The 23266-nt window shown below is 47.3% G+C and carries 20 protein-coding genes; 17 read left to right on the top strand and 3 right to left on the bottom strand.

Going from position 1 to position 23266, the window contains the following annotated elements; translation table 11 throughout:
* Positions 1-310 precede the first annotated feature (310 nt).
* From K1Y79_RS08850 to K1Y79_RS08840, 3 genes are all read left to right on the top strand, one after another.
* Positions 311-1378, top strand: a complete 1068-nt coding sequence (locus tag K1Y79_RS08850) for a glycoside hydrolase family 2 TIM barrel-domain containing protein (protein ID WP_236059528.1) — start codon at positions 311-313, stop codon at positions 1376-1378.
* A gap of 35 nt (positions 1379-1413) precedes the next feature.
* Positions 1414-2580 carry a galactokinase gene (galK, locus tag K1Y79_RS08845; protein ID WP_220249615.1) on the top strand — a complete coding sequence of 389 codons (1167 nt, stop codon included), beginning with the start codon at positions 1414-1416 and terminating at the stop codon, positions 2578-2580.
* Between the two features lie 66 nt (positions 2581-2646).
* Positions 2647-3714, top strand: a complete 1068-nt coding sequence (locus tag K1Y79_RS08840; RefSeq protein ID WP_220249614.1) for a UDP-glucose--hexose-1-phosphate uridylyltransferase — start codon at positions 2647-2649, stop codon at positions 3712-3714.
* Positions 3715-3877: 163 nt separating this feature from the next.
* On the opposite strand, the gene K1Y79_RS08835 is transcribed toward K1Y79_RS08840, so the two are convergent.
* Together K1Y79_RS08835 and K1Y79_RS08830 are read right to left on the bottom strand one after the other, a co-directional pair.
* Positions 3878-5926 carry a TonB-dependent receptor family protein gene (locus K1Y79_RS08835; RefSeq protein ID WP_220249613.1) on the bottom strand — a complete coding sequence of 683 codons (2049 nt, stop codon included), beginning with the start codon at positions 5924-5926 and terminating at the stop codon, positions 3878-3880.
* A 42-nt stretch (positions 5927-5968) separates the two neighbouring features.
* The gene (locus K1Y79_RS08830; RefSeq protein ID WP_220249612.1) at positions 5969-7288 is read right to left on the bottom strand and encodes a PQQ-dependent sugar dehydrogenase; all 1320 of its coding nucleotides are present in this window, start codon (positions 7286-7288) and stop codon (positions 5969-5971) included.
* Positions 7289-8389: 1101 nt separating this feature from the next.
* Here K1Y79_RS08830 and K1Y79_RS08825 point away from each other — a divergent pair.
* Positions 8390-9154: a hypothetical protein gene (locus tag K1Y79_RS08825; RefSeq protein ID WP_220249611.1), complete on the top strand. Its 765-nt coding sequence runs from the start codon at positions 8390-8392 to the stop codon at positions 9152-9154.
* A gap of 38 nt (positions 9155-9192) precedes the next feature.
* Here K1Y79_RS08825 and K1Y79_RS08820 read toward each other — a convergent pair whose 3' ends face one another.
* Positions 9193-9342 (bottom strand): hypothetical protein, encoded by a 150-nt coding sequence (locus K1Y79_RS08820; protein WP_220249610.1) that lies wholly within the window; start codon positions 9340-9342, stop codon positions 9193-9195.
* Between the two features lie 197 nt (positions 9343-9539).
* On the opposite strand from K1Y79_RS08820, the gene K1Y79_RS08815 reads away from it, so the two are divergent.
* The 13 genes from K1Y79_RS08815 to pgl all read left to right on the top strand — a co-directional run bounded on the left by K1Y79_RS08815 (position 9540) and on the right by pgl (position 23058).
* A complete protein-coding gene (locus tag K1Y79_RS08815) occupies positions 9540-10382 on the top strand; it encodes an energy transducer TonB (protein ID WP_220249609.1) in 843 nt (280 codons plus the stop codon).
* A gap of 210 nt (positions 10383-10592) precedes the next feature.
* Positions 10593-13172, top strand: a complete 2580-nt coding sequence (locus tag K1Y79_RS08810; protein ID WP_220249608.1) for a phosphoenolpyruvate carboxylase — start codon at positions 10593-10595, stop codon at positions 13170-13172.
* Between the two features lie 174 nt (positions 13173-13346).
* Positions 13347-13649, top strand: coding sequence for an urease subunit gamma (gene ureA / locus K1Y79_RS08805; protein ID WP_220249607.1), 303 nt, complete (start codon positions 13347-13349; stop codon positions 13647-13649).
* Positions 13650-13690: 41 nt separating this feature from the next.
* Entirely contained in the window at positions 13691-14065 is a 375-nt protein-coding gene (gene ureB, locus K1Y79_RS08800) for an urease subunit beta (protein ID WP_220249606.1), read from the top strand.
* A complete protein-coding gene (gene ureC, locus K1Y79_RS08795; RefSeq protein WP_220249605.1) occupies positions 14062-15783 on the top strand; it encodes an urease subunit alpha in 1722 nt (573 codons plus the stop codon). Before ureB ends, ureC begins: the two co-directional genes overlap by 4 nt.
* 8 nt (positions 15784-15791) lie before the next feature.
* Positions 15792-16295: an urease accessory protein UreE gene (gene ureE / locus K1Y79_RS08790; protein ID WP_220249604.1), complete on the top strand. Its 504-nt coding sequence runs from the start codon at positions 15792-15794 to the stop codon at positions 16293-16295.
* 6 nt (positions 16296-16301) lie between these two features.
* Positions 16302-16988: an urease accessory protein UreF gene (locus K1Y79_RS08785; protein WP_220249603.1), complete on the top strand. Its 687-nt coding sequence runs from the start codon at positions 16302-16304 to the stop codon at positions 16986-16988.
* A gap of 59 nt (positions 16989-17047) precedes the next feature.
* On the top strand, positions 17048-17686 hold the full coding sequence (gene ureG / locus K1Y79_RS08780; protein ID WP_220249602.1) for an urease accessory protein UreG: 639 nt from the start codon (positions 17048-17050) through the stop codon (positions 17684-17686).
* Entirely contained in the window at positions 17683-18465 is a 783-nt protein-coding gene (locus K1Y79_RS08775) for an urease accessory protein UreD (protein WP_220249601.1), read from the top strand. The genes ureG and K1Y79_RS08775 overlap by 4 nt, the downstream gene beginning before the upstream one ends.
* Before the next feature lie 12 nt (positions 18466-18477).
* Positions 18478-19179 (top strand): urease accessory protein UreH domain-containing protein, encoded by a 702-nt coding sequence (locus tag K1Y79_RS08770; RefSeq protein WP_220249600.1) that lies wholly within the window; start codon positions 18478-18480, stop codon positions 19177-19179.
* Between the two features lie 179 nt (positions 19180-19358).
* On the top strand, positions 19359-20771 hold the full coding sequence (gene gndA / locus K1Y79_RS08765; protein WP_220249599.1) for an NADP-dependent phosphogluconate dehydrogenase: 1413 nt from the start codon (positions 19359-19361) through the stop codon (positions 20769-20771).
* A gap of 50 nt (positions 20772-20821) precedes the next feature.
* Complete coding sequence (zwf, locus tag K1Y79_RS08760) at positions 20822-22327, top strand: glucose-6-phosphate dehydrogenase (protein WP_220249598.1); 1506 nt, start codon at positions 20822-20824, stop codon at positions 22325-22327.
* 5 nt (positions 22328-22332) lie between these two features.
* The gene (gene pgl, locus K1Y79_RS08755) at positions 22333-23058 is read left to right on the top strand and encodes a 6-phosphogluconolactonase (protein WP_220249597.1); all 726 of its coding nucleotides are present in this window, start codon (positions 22333-22335) and stop codon (positions 23056-23058) included.
* Positions 23059-23266: the final 208 nt, after the last annotated feature.

Raw genomic sequence — 23266 nt, 5'->3', positions numbered from 1 at the left:
GACCCTTCCCTAACTGCTCAGCTAAAGCGAGGCTTGTAAAATTGAAAGTAAACGATTACATTTAATGTCTATTCCACAGTCTTTTTTAGATACAGTGCTGTTTATCAATTATTTATTGTAAATGATGTCAATAGGTTGAAAGTGCCGCACAGTATTTTAGAAGCAGGTATTGTAATCGTTTACGTAAATCTTTTAACTTTGAGTATTATTCCACAAAAAGCAAATTCCATGGATATCTCCGCAGTCAGTAGATAATGCCAACAATGTTTCTTTCTATTCAATCATATAAGCTCCACAAAATTGAAAAAACATGAAAATGAAAGTATTTCTGACTGCTCTGCTATCAGCAACAATGGCCACTGTTGCTTTTGCGCAAGAGACTCCCAGGGAAATCTGGTCCAAAAAGAAAGCCGCTAAATGGTATAAGCAGCATGCCTGGCAACGGGGAAGCAACTTCATTCCCAGCTACGCAATCAACCAATTGGAAATGTGGCAGGCAGAAACATTTGATACTGCCGCCATCAATCGGGAACTGGGCTATGCAGCAGGCATTGGGATGAACTCTATGCGCGTATTCCTGCATCATGCGGCCTGGGAACAAGATGCGGAAGGATTCAAGCAAAGAATAAACAATTACCTGGATATATCTGACAGAAACGGCATCTCCACCATGTTCGTACTATTCGACGACTGCTGGAACAATACCTACGCAACTGGTACACAGCCTGCACCTAAAACAGGTATACATAACTCCGGCTGGTTACAGGACCCTGGCATACGACGGGAAACATCCCCGGCGCTGACCGATACCCTGGAGCGATATGTGAAAGATATACTTACCACCTTCGCAACAGACAAACGCATACTGCTGTGGGACCTGTATAATGAACCAGGTAACTCCAAATACGGTAACAAAAGCATGGACCTGCTACAGAAAGTCTTCCGCTGGGCCAGACAAACGCCGGCAGAACAGCCACTGTCGGCAGGCGTTTGGTCCAAAGACCTGACAGACCTGAACGTGTATCAGCTGAACAACTCAGACGTTATCACCTATCATAACTATGCAGATGAAAAGGAACATCAGCAGGCCATTGACAGCCTGCGTAAGTATGAACGTCCGCTGATCTGTACAGAATATATGGCTCGTACCAGGAATAGCCTGTTCCAGAACATAATGCCCCTACTCAAGAAGGAAAAAGTAGCCGCTTATAATTGGGGACTGGTATCTGGTAAGACCAATACCATCTATGCATGGGATACACCCATGAGAGATGGCGGCGAACCTGCTATATGGTTCCATGACATCTTTCGTCAGGACGGCACACCTTACAAGCCAGAAGAAGTAACAGTTATTAAATCATTGACGGGAGCACAATGACCTCCCTTTAGTATATCATCAAAAAAATAAATACAGTGGAACAAGCTAAATTAAACGCCTTTTCCCGGCAGCATTTCGACCAGGAACCAATTATGGTAAGAGCGGCAGGGCGTATTAACCTGATCGGAGAGCATACTGACTATAACAACGGGTTCGTATTGCCCGCTGCCATAGATAAAGCGATTTACCTGGCTATCGTAAAACGTAACGACCGTAAGATCGTTTTACATGCACTGGATGTAAACGATCGCTTTGAAGGCTCGCTGGATAACCTGGTGCGTACTGCCCAGCAATGGCCTGACTACCTGCTGGGTGTTGTACAGCAGCTACAGCAGGCGGGCCACATCATTGGTGGTTTCGAGTGTGCTTTTTGCGGTAATGTTCCCCTGGGCGCCGGCCTTTCATCCTCCGCAGCATTAGAATGTGCAACTATCTATGGTCTAAATGAACTTTTCGGACTGGGAATAGGCCGCAAAGATATGACCCTGCTGGCACAGGCAGCAGAGAACCACTTTGTGGGCGTACGCTGTGGCATCATGGACCAGTTTGCAAGTATGTTTGGTAAAAAGCAACAGCTCATTAAACTGGACTGCGCATCACTGGACTATGAATATATTCCTTTCAACTTTGATGATGTAAGCCTTGTGTTACTGGATACCCAGGTAAAACACTCACTTGCCTCCTCTGAATATAATACCCGCCGTGAAGAATGTGAGACTGGTGTGGCATTAATAAAGAAGCACCATCCGCATGTGAACAGCCTGCGTGATGCTAACATGGACATGCTGGATGCATATGTGAAATCATATAATGCAACTGTATATGACCGTTGCCGCTACGTGGTAGAGGAAATCCAGCGTTTGCAGGATGCATGTGAAGACCTGCAGCGCAACGACCTGGAAGCCTTCGGTAAAAAGGTATTTGCTACGCACGAAGGACTGGATAAACTGTACAATGTAAGCTGTCCTGAACTGAACTGGCTGGCAGAATTTGCAGCAGGGCAGCAGGGAGTACTTGGCGCTCGTATGATGGGTGGGGGCTTTGGCGGCTGTACCATCAACATAGTGAAAAAATCGGCCGTGCCTGAACTGCTGGAGAAGGCAGGCGCAGGTTACGAACAGGCGTTCAAAACTCCGTTGAAAGCTTATGTAACCAGTATTGAAGATGGTTGCCGCACTGTAAATGATCTTGTTAATAACTAAGTAATGATAGCGTAGGGTGGTCTGATACCATGTCCCGGACCACCCTTCATTAAATGTTCTGAGAGAATGTCTGAAAATACCTTTGATCTGACTGCACATCCCCATACCCGTTTAAACATCCTTACAGGAGAGTGGGTATTGGTATCACCGCATCGTTCTAAACGCCCATGGCAGGGAAAAGTAGAATCGCCCGCCCTGGTGCAGCGTCCCGCCTATGTAGAAGACTGTTATCTGTGTCCGGGTAATACCCGCGCAGATGGTACTGAAAATACGCAATACGACGGACCAATCGCCTTCACAAACGACTTTTCTGCACTGCTGGCAAATACTCCGGCTGGTGCTGTAGATGAAGATGAATTGCTGATAGCACGTTCACAAAAAGGCATCTGCCGAGTGATCTGCTTTAGTCCGAGACATGACCTGACATTACCTGAAATGGAACTGCCGGATATCCGTAAGGTAGTAGACCTCTGGCATACCGAGCTGGAAGCGCTGGCGGCAGTACCATTTATCAAATACATACAGATCTTCGAGAATAAAGGAGAGATCATGGGATGCAGTAATCCGCACCCGCATGGTCAGATCTGGGCGTCTGAAGATGTGCCGATGGAGCTGGAAAAAGAAACTCGTCAGCAACGTGAATACTTCAGGAAACATGGCCGCAGCCTGCTGTCTGCCTACCTGGAAAAGGAACTGAAACAGGAAGAACGTATCATCGCTCAGAATGAACACTTTGTAGCACTGGTACCTTTCTGGGCAGTATGGCCATACGAGGCGATGATTATCAGCCGCCGTCATGTCACCAATCTGTTACAGTTCACACCTGCAGAACGCGATGGACTGGCAGCTATCCTGAAAGATCTTACCACCAGATATGACAATCTGTTTGAGACATCATTCCCATATTCAGCTGGTATGCACCAGATGCCTTTCAATGATGGCGACGACCATCCGGAGTGGCACTGGCATATGCACTTCTATCCGCCATTATTACGCTCAGCTACTGTGAAGAAATTCATGGTAGGTTATGAGATGCTGGCGCATCCGCAGAGAGATATTACGCCGGAATTTGCGGCGGCACGTCTCAGAGAACTGCCGGTAGTGCATTACAAGAAAGCAGGCATACCCGCTTAAACTGTTTATTTTTTTGAACCAATAATGTGCAGGGACTGCTTTTTAGCAGTCCCCTTTTATTTACTGCTGATGACAATAGCTTAACCATCAACCATTGACTCCATAAAAAAAAGCTGACCCTTGCAGATCAGCCTTTGTATGTTCGTGTTGTTATATTAACAGGTCAGAGTGTAACTCTTACACCACCGTAATAGTTTCTGTCAGGGGCCGGGTTGTAGTACCGGGAGCCTACTGCATTCAGGTCATTACCGAGGCTGTAACGCTGATTCAACAGATTGTCAGCGCCTGCATATACTGCCAGCCATCTGTTTACTCCCCAGTTTACTTTTGCCTGTACCAGGTGATATTCATTTGCAAAAGCAGTATTCCCATCATCCAGAGGCAGCCTGTCTGTGTAGTTATACTGCCCGTACACTGATACGCGGGCAGGCAAGGCAACAAGCAGGGAGGTAGCTACTACATGTTTCGGTACTCCCGTCAGCATATTACCAGAAAGATCTTTACCGGCACTATTGTAATTACTGAACCGGAAATGGCTGTAGGTATAACTGCTGGTGAGTTGAATACCGCGTACAAATCCGGTTGTTTTAGGCACCTGCAGCCAGGCGCTTCCCTGAAATTCTACCCCTGTCTGGTTGGTGCCACCGGCATTGGTGAAGAACTCTGCCCCGTCATCACGGAGATTACGTACTATAGCATCTTCCAGCTTGTAGTAGAATACAGATGCATCGGCCTGGAAACGGTTGTTACGGGAGTTCACCCGGAGTCCTGCTTCATAGTTCCAGCCGGTTTCAGCCTGCAATGCTGTGTTAATAATATTGTCAGAAGCCCTTACTTCCGCTATGGAAGGAGGGGAGTATCCTCTGCTGACGGTTGCACGGGCTGCCAGGGAAGGTGTGACCAGGTAAGACAGGGAAAAGCGGGGCATCAGCTCTGCGGAGAACTTTTTTCTGCCATCAATGCCTGCTGCTACATCATTAAAGTGATAACGATAATAGTTGACACTCACGGCTGCTTCAGCTACCCATTGCTTTCCCGGACGCAGGGTCAGGCCTGTAAAATAGAAGTACTGTCTGGCGGTGATATCGCTGGCTGCCTGCAGGGTATCTCTTACTCCGGCACGGTTGCCATAGTTGTCGATATCTGAAGACGTCTGCTGCCATTCTATACCGGTGGTCCAGTCGAGGCGCATACCACTGTTACCCAGTGGCTGATCCTGTAAGGCGATGTAGGTACGTGCACCGGCGGTATTCTCATCCCTGGCTTCATAGTTAGTAATGAACGGATTCTCGAAATGTGTGTTACTGCCGTATACTGTAATTACATGCTGCCAATGTGTGGCCAGCTGGGAGGTATGTACCAGACCGCCGAAAGCTGTCTTATTGCGGATGCCCGCTTGCTGTGTTACAGCTCCAGGTAAGGCGGGCGTGGCCGGACGCGCAGCTTTAGGGTTAGCTTCCATCTGCGCCAGTGTCAGGCCTCCCGGTGTATGATAGTCCAGATCACTGTAGAAGGCAATCAATTTCAGTTGATTGCGGGGATTGTACTGCCATTCCTGAGCGGTCTGTATATAATACCGCTTCATGGCGCTATTATCTCTGTATCCGTCTGAGCGGTGTACCGCCTGAAAGATGTTCAGTTTATAGTTGCCCCACTGATGCTGCCATCCGAGTTGTTCACGAAAAAGACCGTAACTGCCACCCTGTATATCAGCACGGAGGTGATTACTGTCTGGCAAGGTACCTGCGGGATGCAGCCGTATTACCCCGCCGGAGTTAGCCCCAAACTGGCTGCCGTCAGGCCCTTTCAATACTTCAATACCCTGGAAGCTGCCGGGATCAGACAGATTGAGATAGGTGTTGCCACCGGCATCTGTCAGCGGGATCTCGTCCAGGTATAGCTTTACATTCCTGATGCCGAAAGGTGAACGCAGCAGGCTACCTCTTAATGATAAGCGGTAACTGCCCGGAGAACGTTCTTCCATACGTACCCCTGGCACTGTATTCATGGCAGGTAGCAGTGTAACGCCCTGCTGTAATGATAATTGCCTGGAGGTAAGTACAGTGCTGCTGGTAGGTACCTGCAGCAGAGAGAATTGTTTGCCAGGGTATGCCTGTATCACTACTTCCCGTAAACGATGGGTAGTATCGGCATCTGACTGCGCATAACTGGCCAGTGGTAGTATTCCAAGGGCCAATAGAATTTTTTTCATCAGGTAGTGTCTTCTATTCGTTCAAAGCTAGTTGTATTTTCCTTATCTCACCCGCCAAATGGTATTACCGGCATCGTCGGCTACCAGGAGTGCGCCATCTGCCGCTACAGCAATACCCACCGGACGTCCGTACACTTCGCTTTGTTCTTCATCAGCGATAAACCCTGTCAGGAAGTCTTCAGGTCTTCCTGCCGGTTGGCCGTTTTTGAAGGGCACAAAGACAACTTTATATCCCGCTAGGGTAGAACGGTTCCATGACCCATGCTGGCCAATGAATGCGCCGTTTCTGTACTTTTCAGGTAAGGCCTTACCCTTGTAGAAAGCGAGTCCTAATGAGGCGGTGTGTGCGCCCAGGGACAGGTCTGGTGCTATCGCCCTGTCTACCAGGTTAGGCTGCTGCTTGTCTTCCATTCTCGGATCGGGATTCTTACCCCAGTACGAGTAAGGCCATCCATAGAAGCCACCTTCCTTCACACTGGTGAGGTAGTCGGGTACCAGTTCGTCGCCCAGGTCATCTCTTTCATTTACCGCTGTCCATAACGTTTTGGTACCTGGTGCCCAGTCCATGCCTACAGGATTGCGTAACCCGTTGGCATACAGCTTTTCACCGCTACCGTCAGGATTGATTTCCAGGATGGCGGCACGGCGGTGTTCTACTTCCATACCATGTTCGGCATTGTTACTGGCAGAACCTACGCTGACATATATCTTGTTGCCGGCGGCATTGGAAATGATATTACGTGTCCAGTGGTTGTTATAACCGCCTGCGGGAAGTTCAAGGATCTTCTTACCCTTTGCTGTAATAACAGTATCACCATTAGTATAAGGAAACTGCATTATACCGTCGGTATTGGCCACGTAAAATGTTTTATCCAGCAGTAACATGCCAAAAGGCTGATTCAGATCTTTCAGAAAAATGCTACGCACTTCTGGCTTACCATCTCTGTCAGTATCGCGCAATAAAGTAATGCGGTCTGCACTGTTGCCGAAATTCCCCGAACCGGCTCTGCCGCTTACTACATCTTTTACCTTTTTACCCACATCTGAACGGGTACTGGATTCTGCCACCAGGATGTCGCCATTAGGTAATACATATATCCAACGAGGATTTTTCAGGTCTGTTGCCAGTGCAGATACAGTAAGACCTGCTGGCGCAACCGGTGTTTTACCTTCATGCCATCCCATCACATTACTATACCTCGTTACTGACTTGGTGGCATAAGGTGCAGGCAATGAATCATTACCGGTAATGTTCTCTTTGTTGACAAGACTGTCTGCTGATTGGTCGGCAGGCTTCGGAGCGTTGTTACAGGCAGCTATTGATAACAATACAATAGCTGCAGTTGGTAAATGTTTTCTCATATGATAATCAGTAGTTTGCTCTGTACTATGGGTACACAATTATTCTGCCTGAAAAAAAAATACAGCTTCTGATTTGGAAATATAATTTACTGCTGTATATTTGTCTACAGAATCAGTAGACTATTAGTATTTACCACCACCCGGAGAAAAGCGCTGAGTATTCTCCTTGTTCTGAACCACCAGCAGAGCAATCTTTATCAGCTCGTGAAAATCAAAAACTGACGATATTATGCTCCAGCATAACCAATTATTGATACATACTTATTCAGTGGGTGAAGTGGTGATGAATGATCATATCACATCTTGCAAGGCAGTTGTTGATAACAGCTGTTGCTGATCACTAAAGATATTGTTTGCTATTAGCTGTAAATAAAAAATGCCCGGTCAGGTTAGCGGGGAAGGTGTGTTGCAGATTTATTGGTGGTAAATTCTATGTAATATACCTCCCGCGCCCCCTGGCATTATTCCTTCACTCATGTACAGCTATAGGCAGAAACAGTTTGCCTGCATTAACTTTCCACCTTACTTCTTATCAATATAACGATATTATACCTGCCAGGTAACATCATCATTGTGACCTGGAGAAGATAGTGAATACTTCCTTTAGCAAATAGGTGATCCCAATCTGGATCTCAATCTGGAATGGTGACTTTTTTGAGTACTATTTATGCCTGACCTGAAGATATTTGTGTATCAACATAGTTGTTATCACAGAGAAATAGTGAATACTTCCTTTAGCAAATAGATGATCCCGATCCGGATCTTGATCTGGAATGGTAGTTTTGTTGAAAGATTTAGACCTTACATTTTATCAACCAGCATCTTCCCACATGGTAGCACTGTTGTCAATGAACTGAATAAACAGTGCCTACCCACTGGGGTATTGATCTTTGCACCTCTCTATCATCAACACTTCCAGCATTTTTTTTCGAAAGTATTTAACGGCTGTTCTATCATTATTGCATGCTATCTATCTCCATTCGAACAGTCTATCGCTGTTTCGTAAGATGCTGTATATACCTGTTATACAATCGTAAAACCATGCTCCGGATAACCACAGTCGTTTGTAGTATTTTTATGATATCACCAAATACAACAACGATGGCAAAGCAAACCTCATTGATCACGTTCACTGGCCGGTTAGGTAACCTGATCGGTTATTCCCGCAAGGGTAAATATTTTCTGCGCAGTAAGCCGGAAGTAGTACGGCAAACGCCTGCCACACGGCGTGCTGCAAAGCGATTCGGTAAAGCCAGTAAAAGGGCTGCGCTGATTCGTCAGGCATGTGTACAAGAGCTGGATATAATGCCTGATGGTCAGCATGTAAACCGGTTGACCAGTATGTTATTGCGTACCGGTATGCATCATATCAGCAAGCTTGCCGGCTTCCGGTTCCATCAGCATACAGGCATCAACCGTTTCTTTGCGTCGATGCCTGTTTTATCAGCTGATAATACCGTACATATTCCTGCTCAGGTCTTGCCGGTACATAAGCATATGTCAGCGCTGGAAGTGAAGATCATCGCTACGCGTATTGACTTTATCACACAACAGGTTACCAGCACAGATGTAGCCTGTATGGTCATTGACTTACATGTACCATTCACAGGAGCGGCTATGACCATGTATGCACCTGGGCAGGGATGCCTTGTGATGACCCTGCAGGTAAGATGTCTCTCTGGCGATGTGCCTTCAGCGAATGCGCAGTATATAGCTGCAGATATTATCGCTGTACAATTACCTGCTGTGCAGCCATCAGCTGATAGTGCTATCTGCTACGTATATCCGCGTGCGTACAGATATACGAGGTATTCGTCTGCATGTGCGTATGATACAACTGCTACAGGATTTATTCAACGTGAATAAGGGATGACTGCCAGGTAGTTGTATTGTGGTGAGTCAACCTATCCATTCCGTAACATATCTTTTACTGCATCTACTGGGTCGTCTTCCCAAAGATGCGCTGCCTGAATAACGGGCGGCGGGCCATCTCTTGCCTTATCATACGCTCGCCAGCGTTTTCCTTTACTTTCATTGTCTCTCCTTGCCGGCATACCATCTCCGGATCAAGTCCACCTTCTGGGCATGGCTACTTCTATGTCTGCAGGTAACTGCTTCGGTGTATATATTACTTCGACTGTCTGTTATTATTAATCATACAGCAGGCAGTAACTAAAGTAAAAAGAAATTTTTTTTATGAATCCGTATGGAAAACTATTTACCCCGCATCTATATTGTAAATGTTTATCCCATGAATGCAAGAACTATTATTAACGCAGATTTTCTCGACATTCTTTTTGATGGTCGCAATAAAGACTATGGTGCCTATGAGTTACGTAGAAGTGAAAACAGGCGTGTACGCAATGCTATTGTAGGCACTGCATCCATCGCACTGGTAGTGATAGGTGGATATGTGGTGAGTAATAAACTGATGGCTGCGGACATGCATACACGAAAGGAAATTATTGTTCCACCTACTGTTATTAAAATACTGGAGATACCGGAAGAAGCGCCGGTTACACCGCCGCCACCAGCTGTTCATACACCCCCGCCGGCCTCTTCAACCATTGGCTTTGTAACACCTAAAATTACGGATCAGGAAATTGCTGAAAATGAGACAGAAGTACCACCTATGGATAGTATAGGTAATAAAGCTATCGGGCTTGCCAACACAATAGGAGACGATATCAACGGAGTAGACAATCCATTTGAGAGCGGCGACAATCACAATGGCGTTGTTGAACCGCCTGCTGCCAAAGCGCCTGTAGATCATCCACCCTATGTATGGGTAGAACTGATGCCTTCTTTCCCTGGTGGAGATGCAGCATTGAGTAAATTCCTGCAGAAGAATATGCGTTATCCCCGGATGGCGCAGGAAACGGGTATTGAGGGGAAGATATTTGTGCAGTTTGTCGTGAACAAGCAGGGTAAGATCAGTGATGTACAGACGGTAGGTGCGCATAAAGGTGGTGGACTGGAAGAAGAAGCGATGCGCGTTGTGAAGATGATGCCTGACTGGAAGCCTGGAAAGCAGAACGGGGAATATGTAAATGTGCGATTTAACCTGCCTATCGGTTTCCAGCTGGAGCACTAGTATGACTGATTTCTTTTTATCAGATAGTATTATTTAATTAACAGATTTATTCTCTCAATACACCCCGGATTTACGGGGGACTTGCAACAAGCCGCGGCATTATGCTGCGGCTTATTTGTTTCAATAACTTTGCATACTACTTTGTAAGTATTTTATATTATTTTTAGCTCCCGGTTGGCAAAGGCTCTTTTAATATTACCAAATTTAGTTATGGAAGCACCGGTTAATAATACCTTACAGTTGTTTAAGAACCTGGTTGGTACCAAGTTCCAGTTATACAATAGTCTTTTTACCGCATTACCTTTTCATAAGGTGGAAAGAACCGGCGTATTTCTGTCTTTATTTCTCATCCACTGTGAAGAAGGGTACTCAAAGGAAAAAAGTCCCCAGGAAATTCTTGACTCTTATTTTAAACAGTACACTGCTTGCAGCAATGAGCAGCAGAAGCTGGATCAGATGTTCCGCTTTGTGCAATATGCTGAAAGGCAGGTAGTCTTATTTGACGCACTGGAAGATGCAGCCTTCCGTCACATCCACGATGTGCATGGTACAGGTACGCTCAGTCACCTCTTGTCGGAAATTACCGCAGAACAGGCAGAGGACATGCTAGCCAAAAAGCTGCAGGACTTTTCTGTAAGACTGGTATTGACTGCTCACCCTACCCAGTTCTATCCTGGCGGGGTGCTGACTATCATCAACGACCTTTCCCGTGCACTGATCAATGACAATACCGCCCAGGTGAATGCTTACCTGCAGCAATTGGGTAAGACCCCATTCTTCAAGAAGGAAAAGCCAACCCCATATGATGAGGCTATCAGCCTGATCTGGTTCCTGGAGAATACATTCTACCCTGCAGCCGGCCGTATCATGTCTAAGCTCAAGGCGCATTTCCCCACTGCGATCAATAGTAATAACCCCGTTATCAGAATGGGCTTCTGGCCCGGTGGCGACCGTGATGGTAACCCATTTGTAAATGCGGATATTACCCTGCGTACTGCGGAAGCATTGAGAGGCGCAATCCTGAAGTGCTACTACCTGGACGTCCGTAAGCTGAAACGCCGCCTTACCTTCAAAGGGATTGAACCTGAACTGAACACGCTGGAGCAACGGTTGTATAATAAGCTGTTCGTACCCGGCCATCCTGAAACAATTACACAAAAAGAGATACTGGATGTGCTTGCGGGCATCCGTATCATCCTCATAGAACAAAATAATGGTCTGTTCCTGAATCTGCTGGACGACCTGGCAAGCCGCGTAGAGCTTTTCGGCCTGTTCTTCGCTACCCTGGACATCCGTCAGGATAGCTCAGTACACGGACCTTTGCTGGATTGCCTGGCAGAGAAGACCGATCTGTTACCTGACAACTACAAAGAGCTGTCAGACAATGAGAAGATCACTCACCTGCTCAATATCAAAAAGAAGGCAGATCCGGAAGTGCTGACAGATGAGCTGCAGAAAGATACACTGGCTACCATTGCTGCTGTGAAGGAAATACAGCTTAACAACGGAGAGTTTGGTTGCCACCGATACATTATCAGCCATAGCATGAATGCGCTGAACGTAATGGAAGTCTTTGGCCTTTTCCTGGCATCAGGGTGGGAGAAAGAACACCTGAGCGTCGATATAGTACCGCTGTTTGAAACTATTGATGACTTAAGAGCTGCCGGCAATGTAATGCGGGAACTGTATGACAATGAGGCTTACAGGGCGCATCTGAGCAAGCGGTATAACAAGCAGACTATCATGCTTGGTTTCTCTGATGGTACCAAAGATGGTGGTTACCTGATGGCTAACTGGAGCATTTATAAGGCAAAGCAGGAGCTTACCCGTATATCCAGGGAGTATGAGATAGACGTTGTCTTCTTTGACGGCCGTGGAGGTCCTCCTGCGAGAGGTGGCGGAAAAACCCACCAGTTCTATGCCTCAATGGGTAAAGACATTGCCAATGAGGAAATTCAGCTTACCATCCAGGGCCAGACTATCAGTTCTAATTTTGGTACAGTGGAATCTGCCCAGTTTAACATAGAGCAGCTAGTACATGCCGGTATTGCCAATGAATTGTTCTCTTCAAGAGCCAAGACATTGTCAGACGAGGAAGAAGCATTGCTGCAGCAACTGGCAGATGAAGGCTATGTATCATTCAATAAACTGAAGCATCATCCTGATTTCCTGGACTACCTCGATTTTGCCAGTCCGCTGCGTTATTACGCAGAGACTAACATCGGTAGTCGCCCTTCCAAGAGAAATGCATCAGCTAAACTGAGCCTCAATGATCTGAGGGCGGTACCCTATGTGGGTGCATGGAGCCAGCTGAAACAAAACGTGCCTGGCTTCTACGGTGTAGGCGCTGCACTGGAAGCACTGGAAAATGCCGGTAAATGGGAAGAACTGAGGGTGTTGTATAAAAATTCACTCTTCTTCCGTACATTGCTGGGTAACTGTCAGATGGCGATGAAGAAAAGCTATTTCCCATTGACGGCAGCATATGGAAAACATCCGCGTTTCGGTGAAGTATGGAATATGATCCATGACGAATATCAGCGTACCCGTACGTTTATACTTAAACTGGTAGGAGAAACGGAACTGATGGCTGCATATCCGACAGACCAGCTGTCTATCCAGATGCGTGAACGTATCGTATTGCCACTGCTGACCATACAGCAGGCTGCATTGGCACGTATCCGCGAACTGAATGAAGGCGGTAATGGCGACGGACTGAAAGAACTATATGAGAAACTTGTTGTACGTTGTTCTTTCGGAATCATCAACGCCGGCAGGAACTCGGCTTAATTTACAGGCTATACACTTGTCATATAAAAAGGCTCAATGCGATACTGCATTGAGCCTTTTGCATTCTGTATTTTTTGTGTAAATTAACGCTGGGAAGATCACTGAACAATTCATTAACCCATTCCCTCCGGCCAGCGGTCAGGAAAGATAAGACACTATTAAACCAAAATCACTATGCACTTAACGGCAAGGGAGACTGAAAAGCTATTGTTATACCTGGCGGGAGAATTGGCAGAGAAGCGTAAAGCCAGGGGACTCAAACTCAATTATCCGGAAGCCATAGCACTTATCAGCAGCCGACTGCAGGAAGCCGCCAGAGATGGACAGACCGTTGCACAACTGATGCAGTTTGGTGCTACCATACTAACACGCGATGATGTAATGGAAGGTATTCCGGAAATGATTGATGAGATACAAATAGAGGCAACCTTTCCGGATGGTTCCAAGCTGGTAACAGTACATCATCCTATCAGATAAGACACGCACATCAACCAAATTCTAAACCTTACCGTCAGCGTATGATCCCAGGTGAATACTTTATAGCACCCGGCGTAATTGACGCCAACAGTGGCCGCGCCGTGGCGCAGGTCCGTGTAGTAAATACAGGTGACAGGCCTGTGCAGATAGGTTCGCACTGCCATTTCTTTGAAGTGAACCGCATGTTATCGTTCAACCGGGAAGCCGCCTTTGGCATGCGGCTGAACATTGCCGCCGGTACTGCTATCCGTTTTGAGCCCGGAGAAGAGAAGGCCGTAGAACTGGTCGCCCTGGGCGGCAATCGCCGCGCCTTCGGGATGAACAACCTGGTAAACGGGACTACAGTTGGCGAAGAAGCCCGCCGTAAGGCCATGCAGCAGGTAGTTGAAAAACAATTTAAACATCAGCCGGAATGAGCCTTAAAATAACCCGTGAAAGGTATGCGGCCATGTACGGCCCTACCACAGGCGATAAAGTACGCCTGGGCGACACAGATATTATCATCGAAATAGAACATGATCATACCGTATATGGCGATGAGGCCAAATTTGGCGGCGGCAAAACCATTCGTGACGGAATGGCCCAATCAGCTACCGCTACCCGGGACCAGGGCGTGCTGGATATGGTCATTACCAGTGTAATGATCATTGATCACTGGGGGATAGTGAAAGCCGATATTGGTATTAAAGATGGGCGCATCGTCAAGATCGGCAAAGCAGGCAATCCGGATACGATGGAAGGTGTTGACCCGGAAATGATCATCGGTGCAAGTACGGAAGTACATGGAGGCGCAGGGTTGATAGCTACCGCTGGTGGTATTGATACGCATATTCACTTTATCAGTCCGCAGCAGATCACCCATGCCCTGCATAGCGGTATTACTACCATGATCGGTGGGGGTACCGGTCCGGCAGATGGTACCAATGCCACCACGGTAACACCGGGTAAATGGTTCATCAGGAAGATGTTACAATCTGCAGATGCGTTTCCCATGAATCTGGGCTTTCTGGGCAAGGGAAACTGTGCGACCGATGTCCCACTATGGGAGCAGATAGAAGCAGGCGCGCTTGGGCTTAAAATACATGAAGACTGGGGTTCTTCTCCGGCAGTGATCAACGCATCACTGAAAGCGGCGGATAAATACGATGTGCAGGTTGCTATTCATACAGATACACTGAATGAGTCAGGCTTCCTGGAAGATACCATTCAGGCTATCAATGGCAGGGTTATTCATACCTATCACACCGAAGGTGCAGGCGGCGGGCATGCCCCTGATATCATCAAGGCCGCGATGTACCCCAACATCCTGCCATCGTCTACAAATCCGACAAGACCATATACTGTCAATACGATAGATGAACACCTGGATATGTTAATGGTGTGTCATCATCTGGATAAAAGCGTACCCGAAGATGTAGCCTTTGCAGACTCCCGTATCCGGCCGGAGACGATCGCCGCAGAAGACATCCTGCATGATATGGGTGTATTCAGTATGATGAGTTCAGACTCGCAGGCCATGGGGCGGGTAGGGGAGGTGATCATCCGCACCTGGCAAACGGCAGATAAGATGAAGAAGCAGCGTGGCCCGTTGCAGGAAGATGCAGGCCATGATAATGATAATTTCAGAGCTAAAAGGTATGTCGCAAAATATACCATCAATCCGGCTATTACACATGGCATAGCGTCATATGTAGGGTCGCTTGAACCGGGTAAACTGGCAGATATTGTGTTGTGGAAACCTGCATTATTCGGCGCTAAGCCAGAAATGATTATCAAAGGCGGAATGATCATCTGCAGTCGTATGGGCGATCCGAACGCGTCCATACCTACACCGCAGCCAGTAATGTACCGCGAGATGTTTGGCGCATTCGGAGGGGCTTTGCATAAAACCTGCGTAACCTTTGTATCGCAGGCGGCAGCAGGTAAAAACATTGCACAGGAATATGGCTTGCAGAAGATAGTATTGCCTGTAAAGAACTGCCGGAATATTGGCAAGAAAGATATGATTCACAATAATGCTACTCCGGAAATAACAGTGAACCCGGAGAGTTACCAGGTGACAGTAGGGGGGCAGGTATTGACCTGTGAACCAGCTACCGTATTGCCGCTGGCACAGCGGTACTTCCTGTTTTAAATACATATATGATCATTATAGAACAAATAGCAGGCAATATTCTTACCTGTCAGACAGAACCGCGTACGACAGATCTGTTCCAGCTGGAATGGTTTGAAGCAGGGAAGCGGGTATTGCGTCGGTATACGCTTGGCGGGCAGGAAGTAGCGCTGCGTTTTATGCGTGAGTCGCCCATGCTGATGCAGGGGGATATATTGTGGATGGATGATACTAAAGCAATTGTAGTCAGCATCCTGCCGGCACAGGCCATTGTTCTGCAACCGGCCACTATGTATCAGATGGCCGCTATCTGTTATGAGATCGGCAATAAACATCTGCCTTTGTTCCTGGAAGGTAATGAGGTACTGGTTCCCTATGAAGATCCCCTGTTCCGCTGGCTGGAAGCAAAAGGATATGCCCCGGTGAAGGAACTCAGGACATTGACGAATATGCTGAGAAGCAATGTTACTCCACATGAACATGGCAGTTCAGGATCACTCTTCAGTAAGATCATGCAGCTGGCCGGAAAATAGCGTACTATGCACAACTGGTTACCATATCTGTTGCACCTCAGCGATCCGACATTGCCGATAGGTGCCTATACACATTCCGGCGGACTGGAAACATATGTGCAACAGGGATTGATTAAAGATGCCGGTGATGCAGCGGCTTTCATTCGTAATATGCTGGAACATAATCTGCCCTACAATGATGCCTTGTTCACCGTCATGGCATATCGTGCTGCCCTGGCAGCAGATGCCGTTATACTTCTTGAGCTGGATCAGGAATGTACCGCACTGAAAGCGCCGCAGGAGTTACGCATGGCCAGTCAGAAATTAGGCGTGCGCCTGCTGAAATTACTGTCACCACTGGTGAAGCACGCTATGGGGGAAAACTATCAGGCAAAGATAAGAACCGGGGAGGCTACCGGGCATTATTGCCTGGTATTTGGTATATATGCCGCATTCGCAGGTATTCCACTGGAAGAAGCATTGACAGCATTTTACTACAATGCGGCAACAGGAATGGTTACCAATAGTGTAAAGCTGGTACCATTGGGGCAACAACAGGGGCAGCAGTTATTATTTGAATTATTACCACAATTACCGGCATTAGTAGCGCATACCCTGACCATTCCCCGGGATATGGCCGGGCGTTGCAGCTTCGGATTTGATATCAGGAGCATGCAGCACGAAAGGCTGTATTCGAGACTATATATGTCGTAGTCTGTAATTGCGTACAATCAGTACCGTATCCAATCATTTTATGTAAAAACGTATTTGTTATGTCGGCACGCACATACATCAAAATAGGAGTAGCCGGACCGGTAGGCGCGGGTAAAACAGCGCTTATAGAAAGGTTATCGAGGAAGCTGCATCAGCAGTATAGTCTGGCAGTGATCACAAACGATATTTATACCAGGGAGGATGCAGAGTTCCTGGTAAAGAATAGCCTGTTGCCCGCAGCGCGGATCATTGGTGTGGAAACAGGAGGATGCCCACATACGGCTATCCGTGAAGATGCCAGTATGAATCTTGAGGCGGTGGAAGAACTGGCAGAAAGATTTCCGGATGTGCAGCTCATTTTTATTGAGAGCGGAGGTGATAATCTGTCGGCTACTTTTAGTCCCGACCTGGCAGACGTCACCATTTTCGTAATAGATGTTGCAGAAGGAGAGAAGATACCTCGTAAGGGAGGGCCGGGCATCACCCGTTCGGACCTGTTGGTGATCAATAAAACCGATCTGGCTCCATATGTAGGTGCGAGCCTGGAAGTGATGGAGCATGATGCCCGTAAGATGCGTCAGGGAAGACCGTTTGTGTTCACCAATCTGAACACGCTGGACGGACTGGATGCAGTGATTGGCTGGATCAGGAAATATGCATTACTGGAAACCGTTGAGGAGCCGGCCTTATTGCAATGACCAGTGAACTGGACATCCATGCAGCAGTAAGAGGCGCGCGTACCTTTCTGCAACATAGCTATTACACCATGCCTTTTAAGGTGGCGGATATCAGCGGTAGCAGGTCCGGACCGCTGCATCTGACAGTGATGACCGCCTCGCCGGGAATACTGGATGGGGATAATTACCAGATTAGTATCCGGTTGGATGCTGACGCCCATGTGCATCTGTACACGCAGGCTTATCAGCGGATCTTTCAGATGAAGTCAGGCGCAAAGCAACGAATAAATGTAGTGATGGGAAAAGGTAGCAGTTTGTACTATCTGCCACATCCTTCAGTGCCACATGAACACTCAGTGTTTGACAGTGCCAGTCATATAGCGGTGGAGGAAGGATGCAGCTTACTGTGGGGAGAGATCATTACCTGCGGCAGAAAGTTGAGTGGCGAAGTATTCCGGTGTGACTATTTCCGTAATGTGCTGGAGCTGTGGCAGGATAAGCGGTTATTGTTCAGGGATGTGACGATACTGGAACCGGCAGTGATAGCGCCGGCAGGTACGGGGCAGTGGGAAGGCTATTCACATCAGGCGTCGCTGTTATGGTATAATCAGCAGCAGGATATGGCAGCTATGGCAGGCCAGGTAGATGTACTACTATCATCTGAAGAGAATATAACCGGCGGTGTATCACGAACAGCTTGTGGGGCCTTGTTGGTAAGGGTGCTGGGGCATGGTGGAGAGCAGCTGTATGAACTATTTAAAAAGATAGCGGTACTGGCAGGACAGGAACGAAAACTCTGAAAAGAAGAAACTATGGATACAGAATTGCGGGTATTGATGCTGACTGCAGTGACTATCAGTTGTCTGCATACAGTGACGGGGCCTGATCACTATCTTCCTTTCATTGCCCTTAGCCGGGTAAGGGGGTGGACGGTAGCCCGGACAATAGGATGGACGTTGTTGTGCGGAGCTGCGCATGTGGGCAGTTCCGTATTACTTGGATTAGTGGGTATAGGCCTGGGCTGGTCGCTGTCAAAGATCAGCGGACTGGAAGATATCCGTGGTGGGTTGGCAGGGTGGGCATTGCTCACCTTTGGACTACTGTACACAATATGGGGGCTGAAGCGTGCAGCAGGTGACCAGGTGCATAAACATTTTGATGTGTATGACAGCGGGGATGTGTATGTATATGAACATAAGCATGGGGAGATTGTTTATCCACAGGAACGGATGAAGGTAACACCGTGGATTATGTTGCTCATTTTCGGCCTGGGGCCGTGTGAGCCTTTGATACCTTTGCTGACGTATCCGGCGGCGCAGCATTCAACGTATGGCATGCTGCTATTGGTTATCACTTTTACACTGTTTACCCTATTGACAATGACGGGAATGGTTTTATTGGGTTATTACGGATTTTCTGTATTGAAAACCAGCCGTTTGGAACGGTATGTGCATGCCTTGGGAGGGTTGACGATATTGATATGCGGCATAGGGATGGTATACCTTGGATGGTAAGATTTAAGGAAAATTTAAGAGTCTGCGGAACATTGCATTTATCGCGGATTCTAATGTATAAATGGCGGTAATTGATTAGGTATGTTCATAGTTTTGTCAGCTCAGATAATAGTATTTGCAATTGGTAATTGATAATTCGTACTTTTACTTCATTCTTTTAGGCACTTACACGATAATTTATGGCACAAAGCGTATTCGATTTTGGCATGATTGGTCTGGGCGTAATGGGGCGTAACCTGTTACTGAACATGGCTGATCATGGTTTTTCCGTTATTGGTTTTGATAAAGATAGTACCAAGACCGGGGCTCTGGAATCTGCTGCTACAGCTGGCACTACTGTAAAGGGAGTGGCAGAACTGGCAACCATGGTAGAATTACTGGAGCGTCCACGCAAGCTGATGATGTTGGTACCAGCCGGTCAGCCGGTGGATGATGTGATTGAGTCACTGATTCCGCTGCTGGAAAAAGGGGACGTTGTGATTGACGGTGGTAATTCGCATTATACGGATACATTACGCAGGGTGAAATACCTGCGCGAGAAGGGGATTCATTTCATGGGTATCGGCGTATCCGGTGGTGAGAAAGGTGCCCGTTCGGGACCTAGCATTATGCCAGGCGGAGACAAAGAAGCATATGAAAAAGTGAGACCAATGCTGGAAGCAATTTCTGCAAAGGTAAATGGTGAACCTTGCGTTGCTTACCTGGGTAGGGAAGGAGCAGGTCATTATGTAAAAATGGTGCACAATGGTATTGAGTATTCTATCATGCAGCTGATCAGTGAAGCTTATTCACTGTTAAAGCAGGCAGGACTGGATAATGATCAGCTGCATCAGGTATTCAAGACCTGGAATGAAGGTGATCTGCAATCTTTCCTGATTGAGATTACTGCGGATATTTTCCTGCAGAAAGACGACAAGACCAGCGCAAGACTGGTGGATGTTATTTCTGACAAAGCAGGTTCAAAAGGAACTGGTAAATGGACATCACAGGATGCAATGGAATTGCCGGTACCTGTTCCGGTAATTGATACAGCTGTGGCATTACGTACTATTTCCGGTTATAAGGATGAGCGTGTGCAGGCCGCTGCTTTATACAAATCACCGGCGGCTAAACTTAATACACCTACAGACACCTGGATTCAGCAGGTACATGATGCTTTACATTTTGGTATCATCATCAGCTATGCGCAGGGTTTAGCGATGCTGCATCAGGCATCTAAAGAACTGCAGATGGAAATACCTTTACCTGAAGCGGTAAAAGTATGGAGAGGCGGATGTATTATCCGTTCTACACTGCTGGAAGTATACATGCAGGCTTACAAGGCTGCGCCTGAATTACCTAATATCTTACTGGACAAAAATATTGCTGCCCTGGTAGAAGGTGCTATCACCAATACCCGCGCTGTAGTAGCACAGGCTGCGCAGACGGGCGCTATTGCTGCCGGTATCATGTCTGCCCTGGCTTACTTCGATGCATACCGCACGGAGAGTATGCCTACCAACCTGGTACAGGCACAGCGTGACTACTTTGGCGCACATACCTATCAGCGTATAGATGTTGCTGGTAGTTTCCACACTGTTTGGGGAGAATAAAGAGTTTTGAGTGGCCCATTGGGGCCACTCAACTATAAAATATAGTTGTTATGCAGAATCATAAACGTCCGCCTGCCTCCATCATCTTTATCTTCGGTGGCAGCGGCGACCTGAATTACAGAAAACTTTCGCCGGCTTTATATAACCTGTTTCTCGATAACTACATGCCGGAGAAATTCGCTATTGCCGGTATCGGCCGTAGTTCGTATGACAATGGCGCTTATCGTGACCGCTTACTGGATGGTATTCAGAAGTTTTCCCGTCGTAAGGGAGAGCAGAATGGCCATTGGAATGACTTTAGTCAGCATGTTACTTACCTCCAGATGGATGCGGAAGACAGAGCTGCCTACAGCGCGATCACTGATTTTGTGAAAGCGAAGGAAGAAGAGTGGGGCGTACATCCTAATGTAATTTTCTACCTGTCAGTAGCGCCTCAGCTGATGCCAGCCATCGCACAGAAACTGGGTAGTCTGAACCTGTGCAGTGATAAACACAGCACCCGTATTGTGGTAGAAAAACCGTTTGGTCATGATCTGCAAAGTGCCCATGAGCTGAACGAACTGCTGTTAAGCATGTTCTCCGAAGAACAGATCTACCGCATTGACCATTACCTTGGTAAGGAAACCGTACAGAACCTCATCGCGCTGCGCTTTGCCAATGCGTTATTTGAGCCTTTATGGAATCGTAACTATATAGATCATATACAGATCACCGCTTCTGAAACCGTAGGGCTGGAAGGCCGCGGCGGTTACTATGAGAACTCGGGTGCACTGCGCGATATGGTGCAGAACCATATCCTGCAGGTAATGTGTCTGATCGCAATGGAAGCGCCTGTATCTTTTGATGCAAACGAAATCCGTAATAAGAAAGTAGACGTATTGAACGCAATCCGCAAGTTCACAAAGGACAAGATCCATGAGAACGCGGTACGTGGTCAGTATTCTGCAGGCTGGAGAAAAGGACAGGAAGCGCCTGGCTACCGTGAAGAGAAAGGTGTGGATCCTCAATCCGCTACTGAAACCTACGCAGCAGTCAAATTCTATGTTGATAACTGGCGCTGGCAGGGTGTACCATTCTACGTACGTACCGGTAAGAATATGCACCAGAAAGCGACCAATATTACACTGCAGTTCCGTCAGCCGCCTCATTATGCGTTCCCGACAGAATCAGCAGAAACATTCCGTCCAAATCGTCTGACTATCAGCATACAACCTGAAATGGATATCCGTATCCGCTTCCAGGCAAAACGTCCTGGCCAGAGTATGGAACTGGATCCTGTTGAAATGGTGTTCAACTTTGACCGTCAGTATGGCGACGACCATGCACCGGAAGCATATGAAACACTGCTGCTGGATGTAATGGAAGGTGATGCTACCCTGTTCATGCGTGCAGATCAGGTAGAAGCTGCCTGGAAAGTAGTGATGCCGATACTCGAAACATGGGCATCCCGTACACCGGTTGACTTCCCTAACTATCCGCCTGACTCCTGGGGACCTGAGGATGCAGATGCTATGATCGCAAGAGACGGACATGCCTGGATCAATCTACCTAAATAAGACAAATGGAACTACATATAGCTAAAAACACCCAGGAACTGAGTGAGAACCTGGCAGCCTGGATCAGTAACTATATCCAGGAAGTATTACAGGATCAGCCCATCTTTACATGGGCACTCTCCGGGGGCAGTACGCCAAAGGCACTGTATACACTGCTGACGAAAGAACCTTACAGGCTGATGATCCCATGGGAGAGGATTCACTTCTTCTGGGGAGATGAAAGAGCTGTACCTTTTGAAGATGAGCGCAACAACGCCCGCATGGCATATGATACCCTGCTGGATGTAGTAGGCGTGCCTTCTGAAAATATTCATGTCATGCGCACGGATATTGAACCAGAAGCTGCGGCAGCAGAATATGAGTCCATCCTGAGACAATATTTCAAGAAGGAAGAGACTACTTTTGATCTTGTATTACTAGGTATGGGAGATGATGGACATACCTTGTCCCTTTTCCCTGGTTTGCCGGTGGTACATGAGAAAAAAGCCTGGGTAAAGGCGTTCTTCCTGAAGGCACAGGATATGTTCCGTATTACGCTGACAGCGCCTGTTGTAAATGAAGCTGCCTGCGTAGTTTTCATGGCTACCGGTAACGGTAAAGCCCTGACACTGAAAAGTGTAATTGAAGGCGACTTTGATGCAGAGAAATTCCCCTCTCAGCTGATCCGTCCACAGGAAGGTGAACTACACTGGTTTGTAGATGAAGCAGCAGCCAGCGCACTGGAAATGTAAGCAATGATAATCAATGGTGGGCAGTGTTCTATTGCCTGCTGTAAATAACAGCAGAACAGGCTGTATCATACCAATGATACAGCCTGTTCTCATTTAAGGGCTATCTGCCGTAATGCCTGAATATTATACCGGTTCAGGTGCAGATGCTATTAGGAATTACTGCCCGGGAAATCTATATTTAGTTACAGTTTATTAATCACGGTCTCGT

The sequence above is a fragment of the Chitinophaga rhizophila genome (assembly GCF_019492185.1).
Lineage (GTDB): Bacteria > Bacteroidota > Bacteroidia > Chitinophagales > Chitinophagaceae > Chitinophaga > Chitinophaga rhizophila.
The sequence above is the reverse complement of the archived record's forward strand: the minus strand, read 5'-3'. Positions and strand labels throughout refer to the sequence as shown.

Bases quoted from the DNA above. Each gene is read 5' to 3' on its own strand.
- zwf (WP_220249598.1), top strand. From the start codon at position 20,822: ATGCAGAATCATAAACGTCCGCCTGCCTCCATCATCTTTATCTTCGGT.
- K1Y79_RS08770 (WP_220249600.1), top strand. From the start codon at position 18,478: ATGGATACAGAATTGCGGGTATTGATGCTGACTGCAGTGACTATCAGT.
- ureG (WP_220249602.1), top strand. From the start codon at position 17,048: ATGTCGGCACGCACATACATCAAAATAGGAGTAGCCGGACCGGTAGGC.
- K1Y79_RS08835 (WP_220249613.1), bottom strand. From the start codon at position 5,926: ATGAAAAAAATTCTATTGGCCCTTGGAATACTACCACTGGCCAGTTAT.
- ureE (WP_220249604.1), top strand. From the start codon at position 15,792: ATGATCATTATAGAACAAATAGCAGGCAATATTCTTACCTGTCAGACA.
- ureC (WP_220249605.1), top strand. From the start codon at position 14,062: ATGAGCCTTAAAATAACCCGTGAAAGGTATGCGGCCATGTACGGCCCT.
- ureB (WP_220249606.1), top strand. From the start codon at position 13,691: ATGATCCCAGGTGAATACTTTATAGCACCCGGCGTAATTGACGCCAAC.
- pgl (WP_220249597.1), top strand. From the start codon at position 22,333: ATGGAACTACATATAGCTAAAAACACCCAGGAACTGAGTGAGAACCTG.
- K1Y79_RS08810 (WP_220249608.1), top strand. From the start codon at position 10,593: ATGGAAGCACCGGTTAATAATACCTTACAGTTGTTTAAGAACCTGGTT.
- K1Y79_RS08820 (WP_220249610.1), bottom strand. From the start codon at position 9,342: ATGCCGGCAAGGAGAGACAATGAAAGTAAAGGAAAACGCTGGCGAGCG.
- K1Y79_RS08840 (WP_220249614.1), top strand. From the start codon at position 2,647: ATGTCTGAAAATACCTTTGATCTGACTGCACATCCCCATACCCGTTTA.
- ureA (WP_220249607.1), top strand. From the start codon at position 13,347: ATGCACTTAACGGCAAGGGAGACTGAAAAGCTATTGTTATACCTGGCG.
- K1Y79_RS08825 (WP_220249611.1), top strand. From the start codon at position 8,390: ATGGCAAAGCAAACCTCATTGATCACGTTCACTGGCCGGTTAGGTAAC.
- K1Y79_RS08850 (WP_236059528.1), top strand. From the start codon at position 311: ATGAAAATGAAAGTATTTCTGACTGCTCTGCTATCAGCAACAATGGCC.
- K1Y79_RS08830 (WP_220249612.1), bottom strand. From the start codon at position 7,288: ATGAGAAAACATTTACCAACTGCAGCTATTGTATTGTTATCAATAGCT.
- K1Y79_RS08785 (WP_220249603.1), top strand. From the start codon at position 16,302: ATGCACAACTGGTTACCATATCTGTTGCACCTCAGCGATCCGACATTG.
- K1Y79_RS08775 (WP_220249601.1), top strand. From the start codon at position 17,683: ATGACCAGTGAACTGGACATCCATGCAGCAGTAAGAGGCGCGCGTACC.
- K1Y79_RS08815 (WP_220249609.1), top strand. From the start codon at position 9,540: ATGAATGCAAGAACTATTATTAACGCAGATTTTCTCGACATTCTTTTT.
- gndA (WP_220249599.1), top strand. From the start codon at position 19,359: ATGGCACAAAGCGTATTCGATTTTGGCATGATTGGTCTGGGCGTAATG.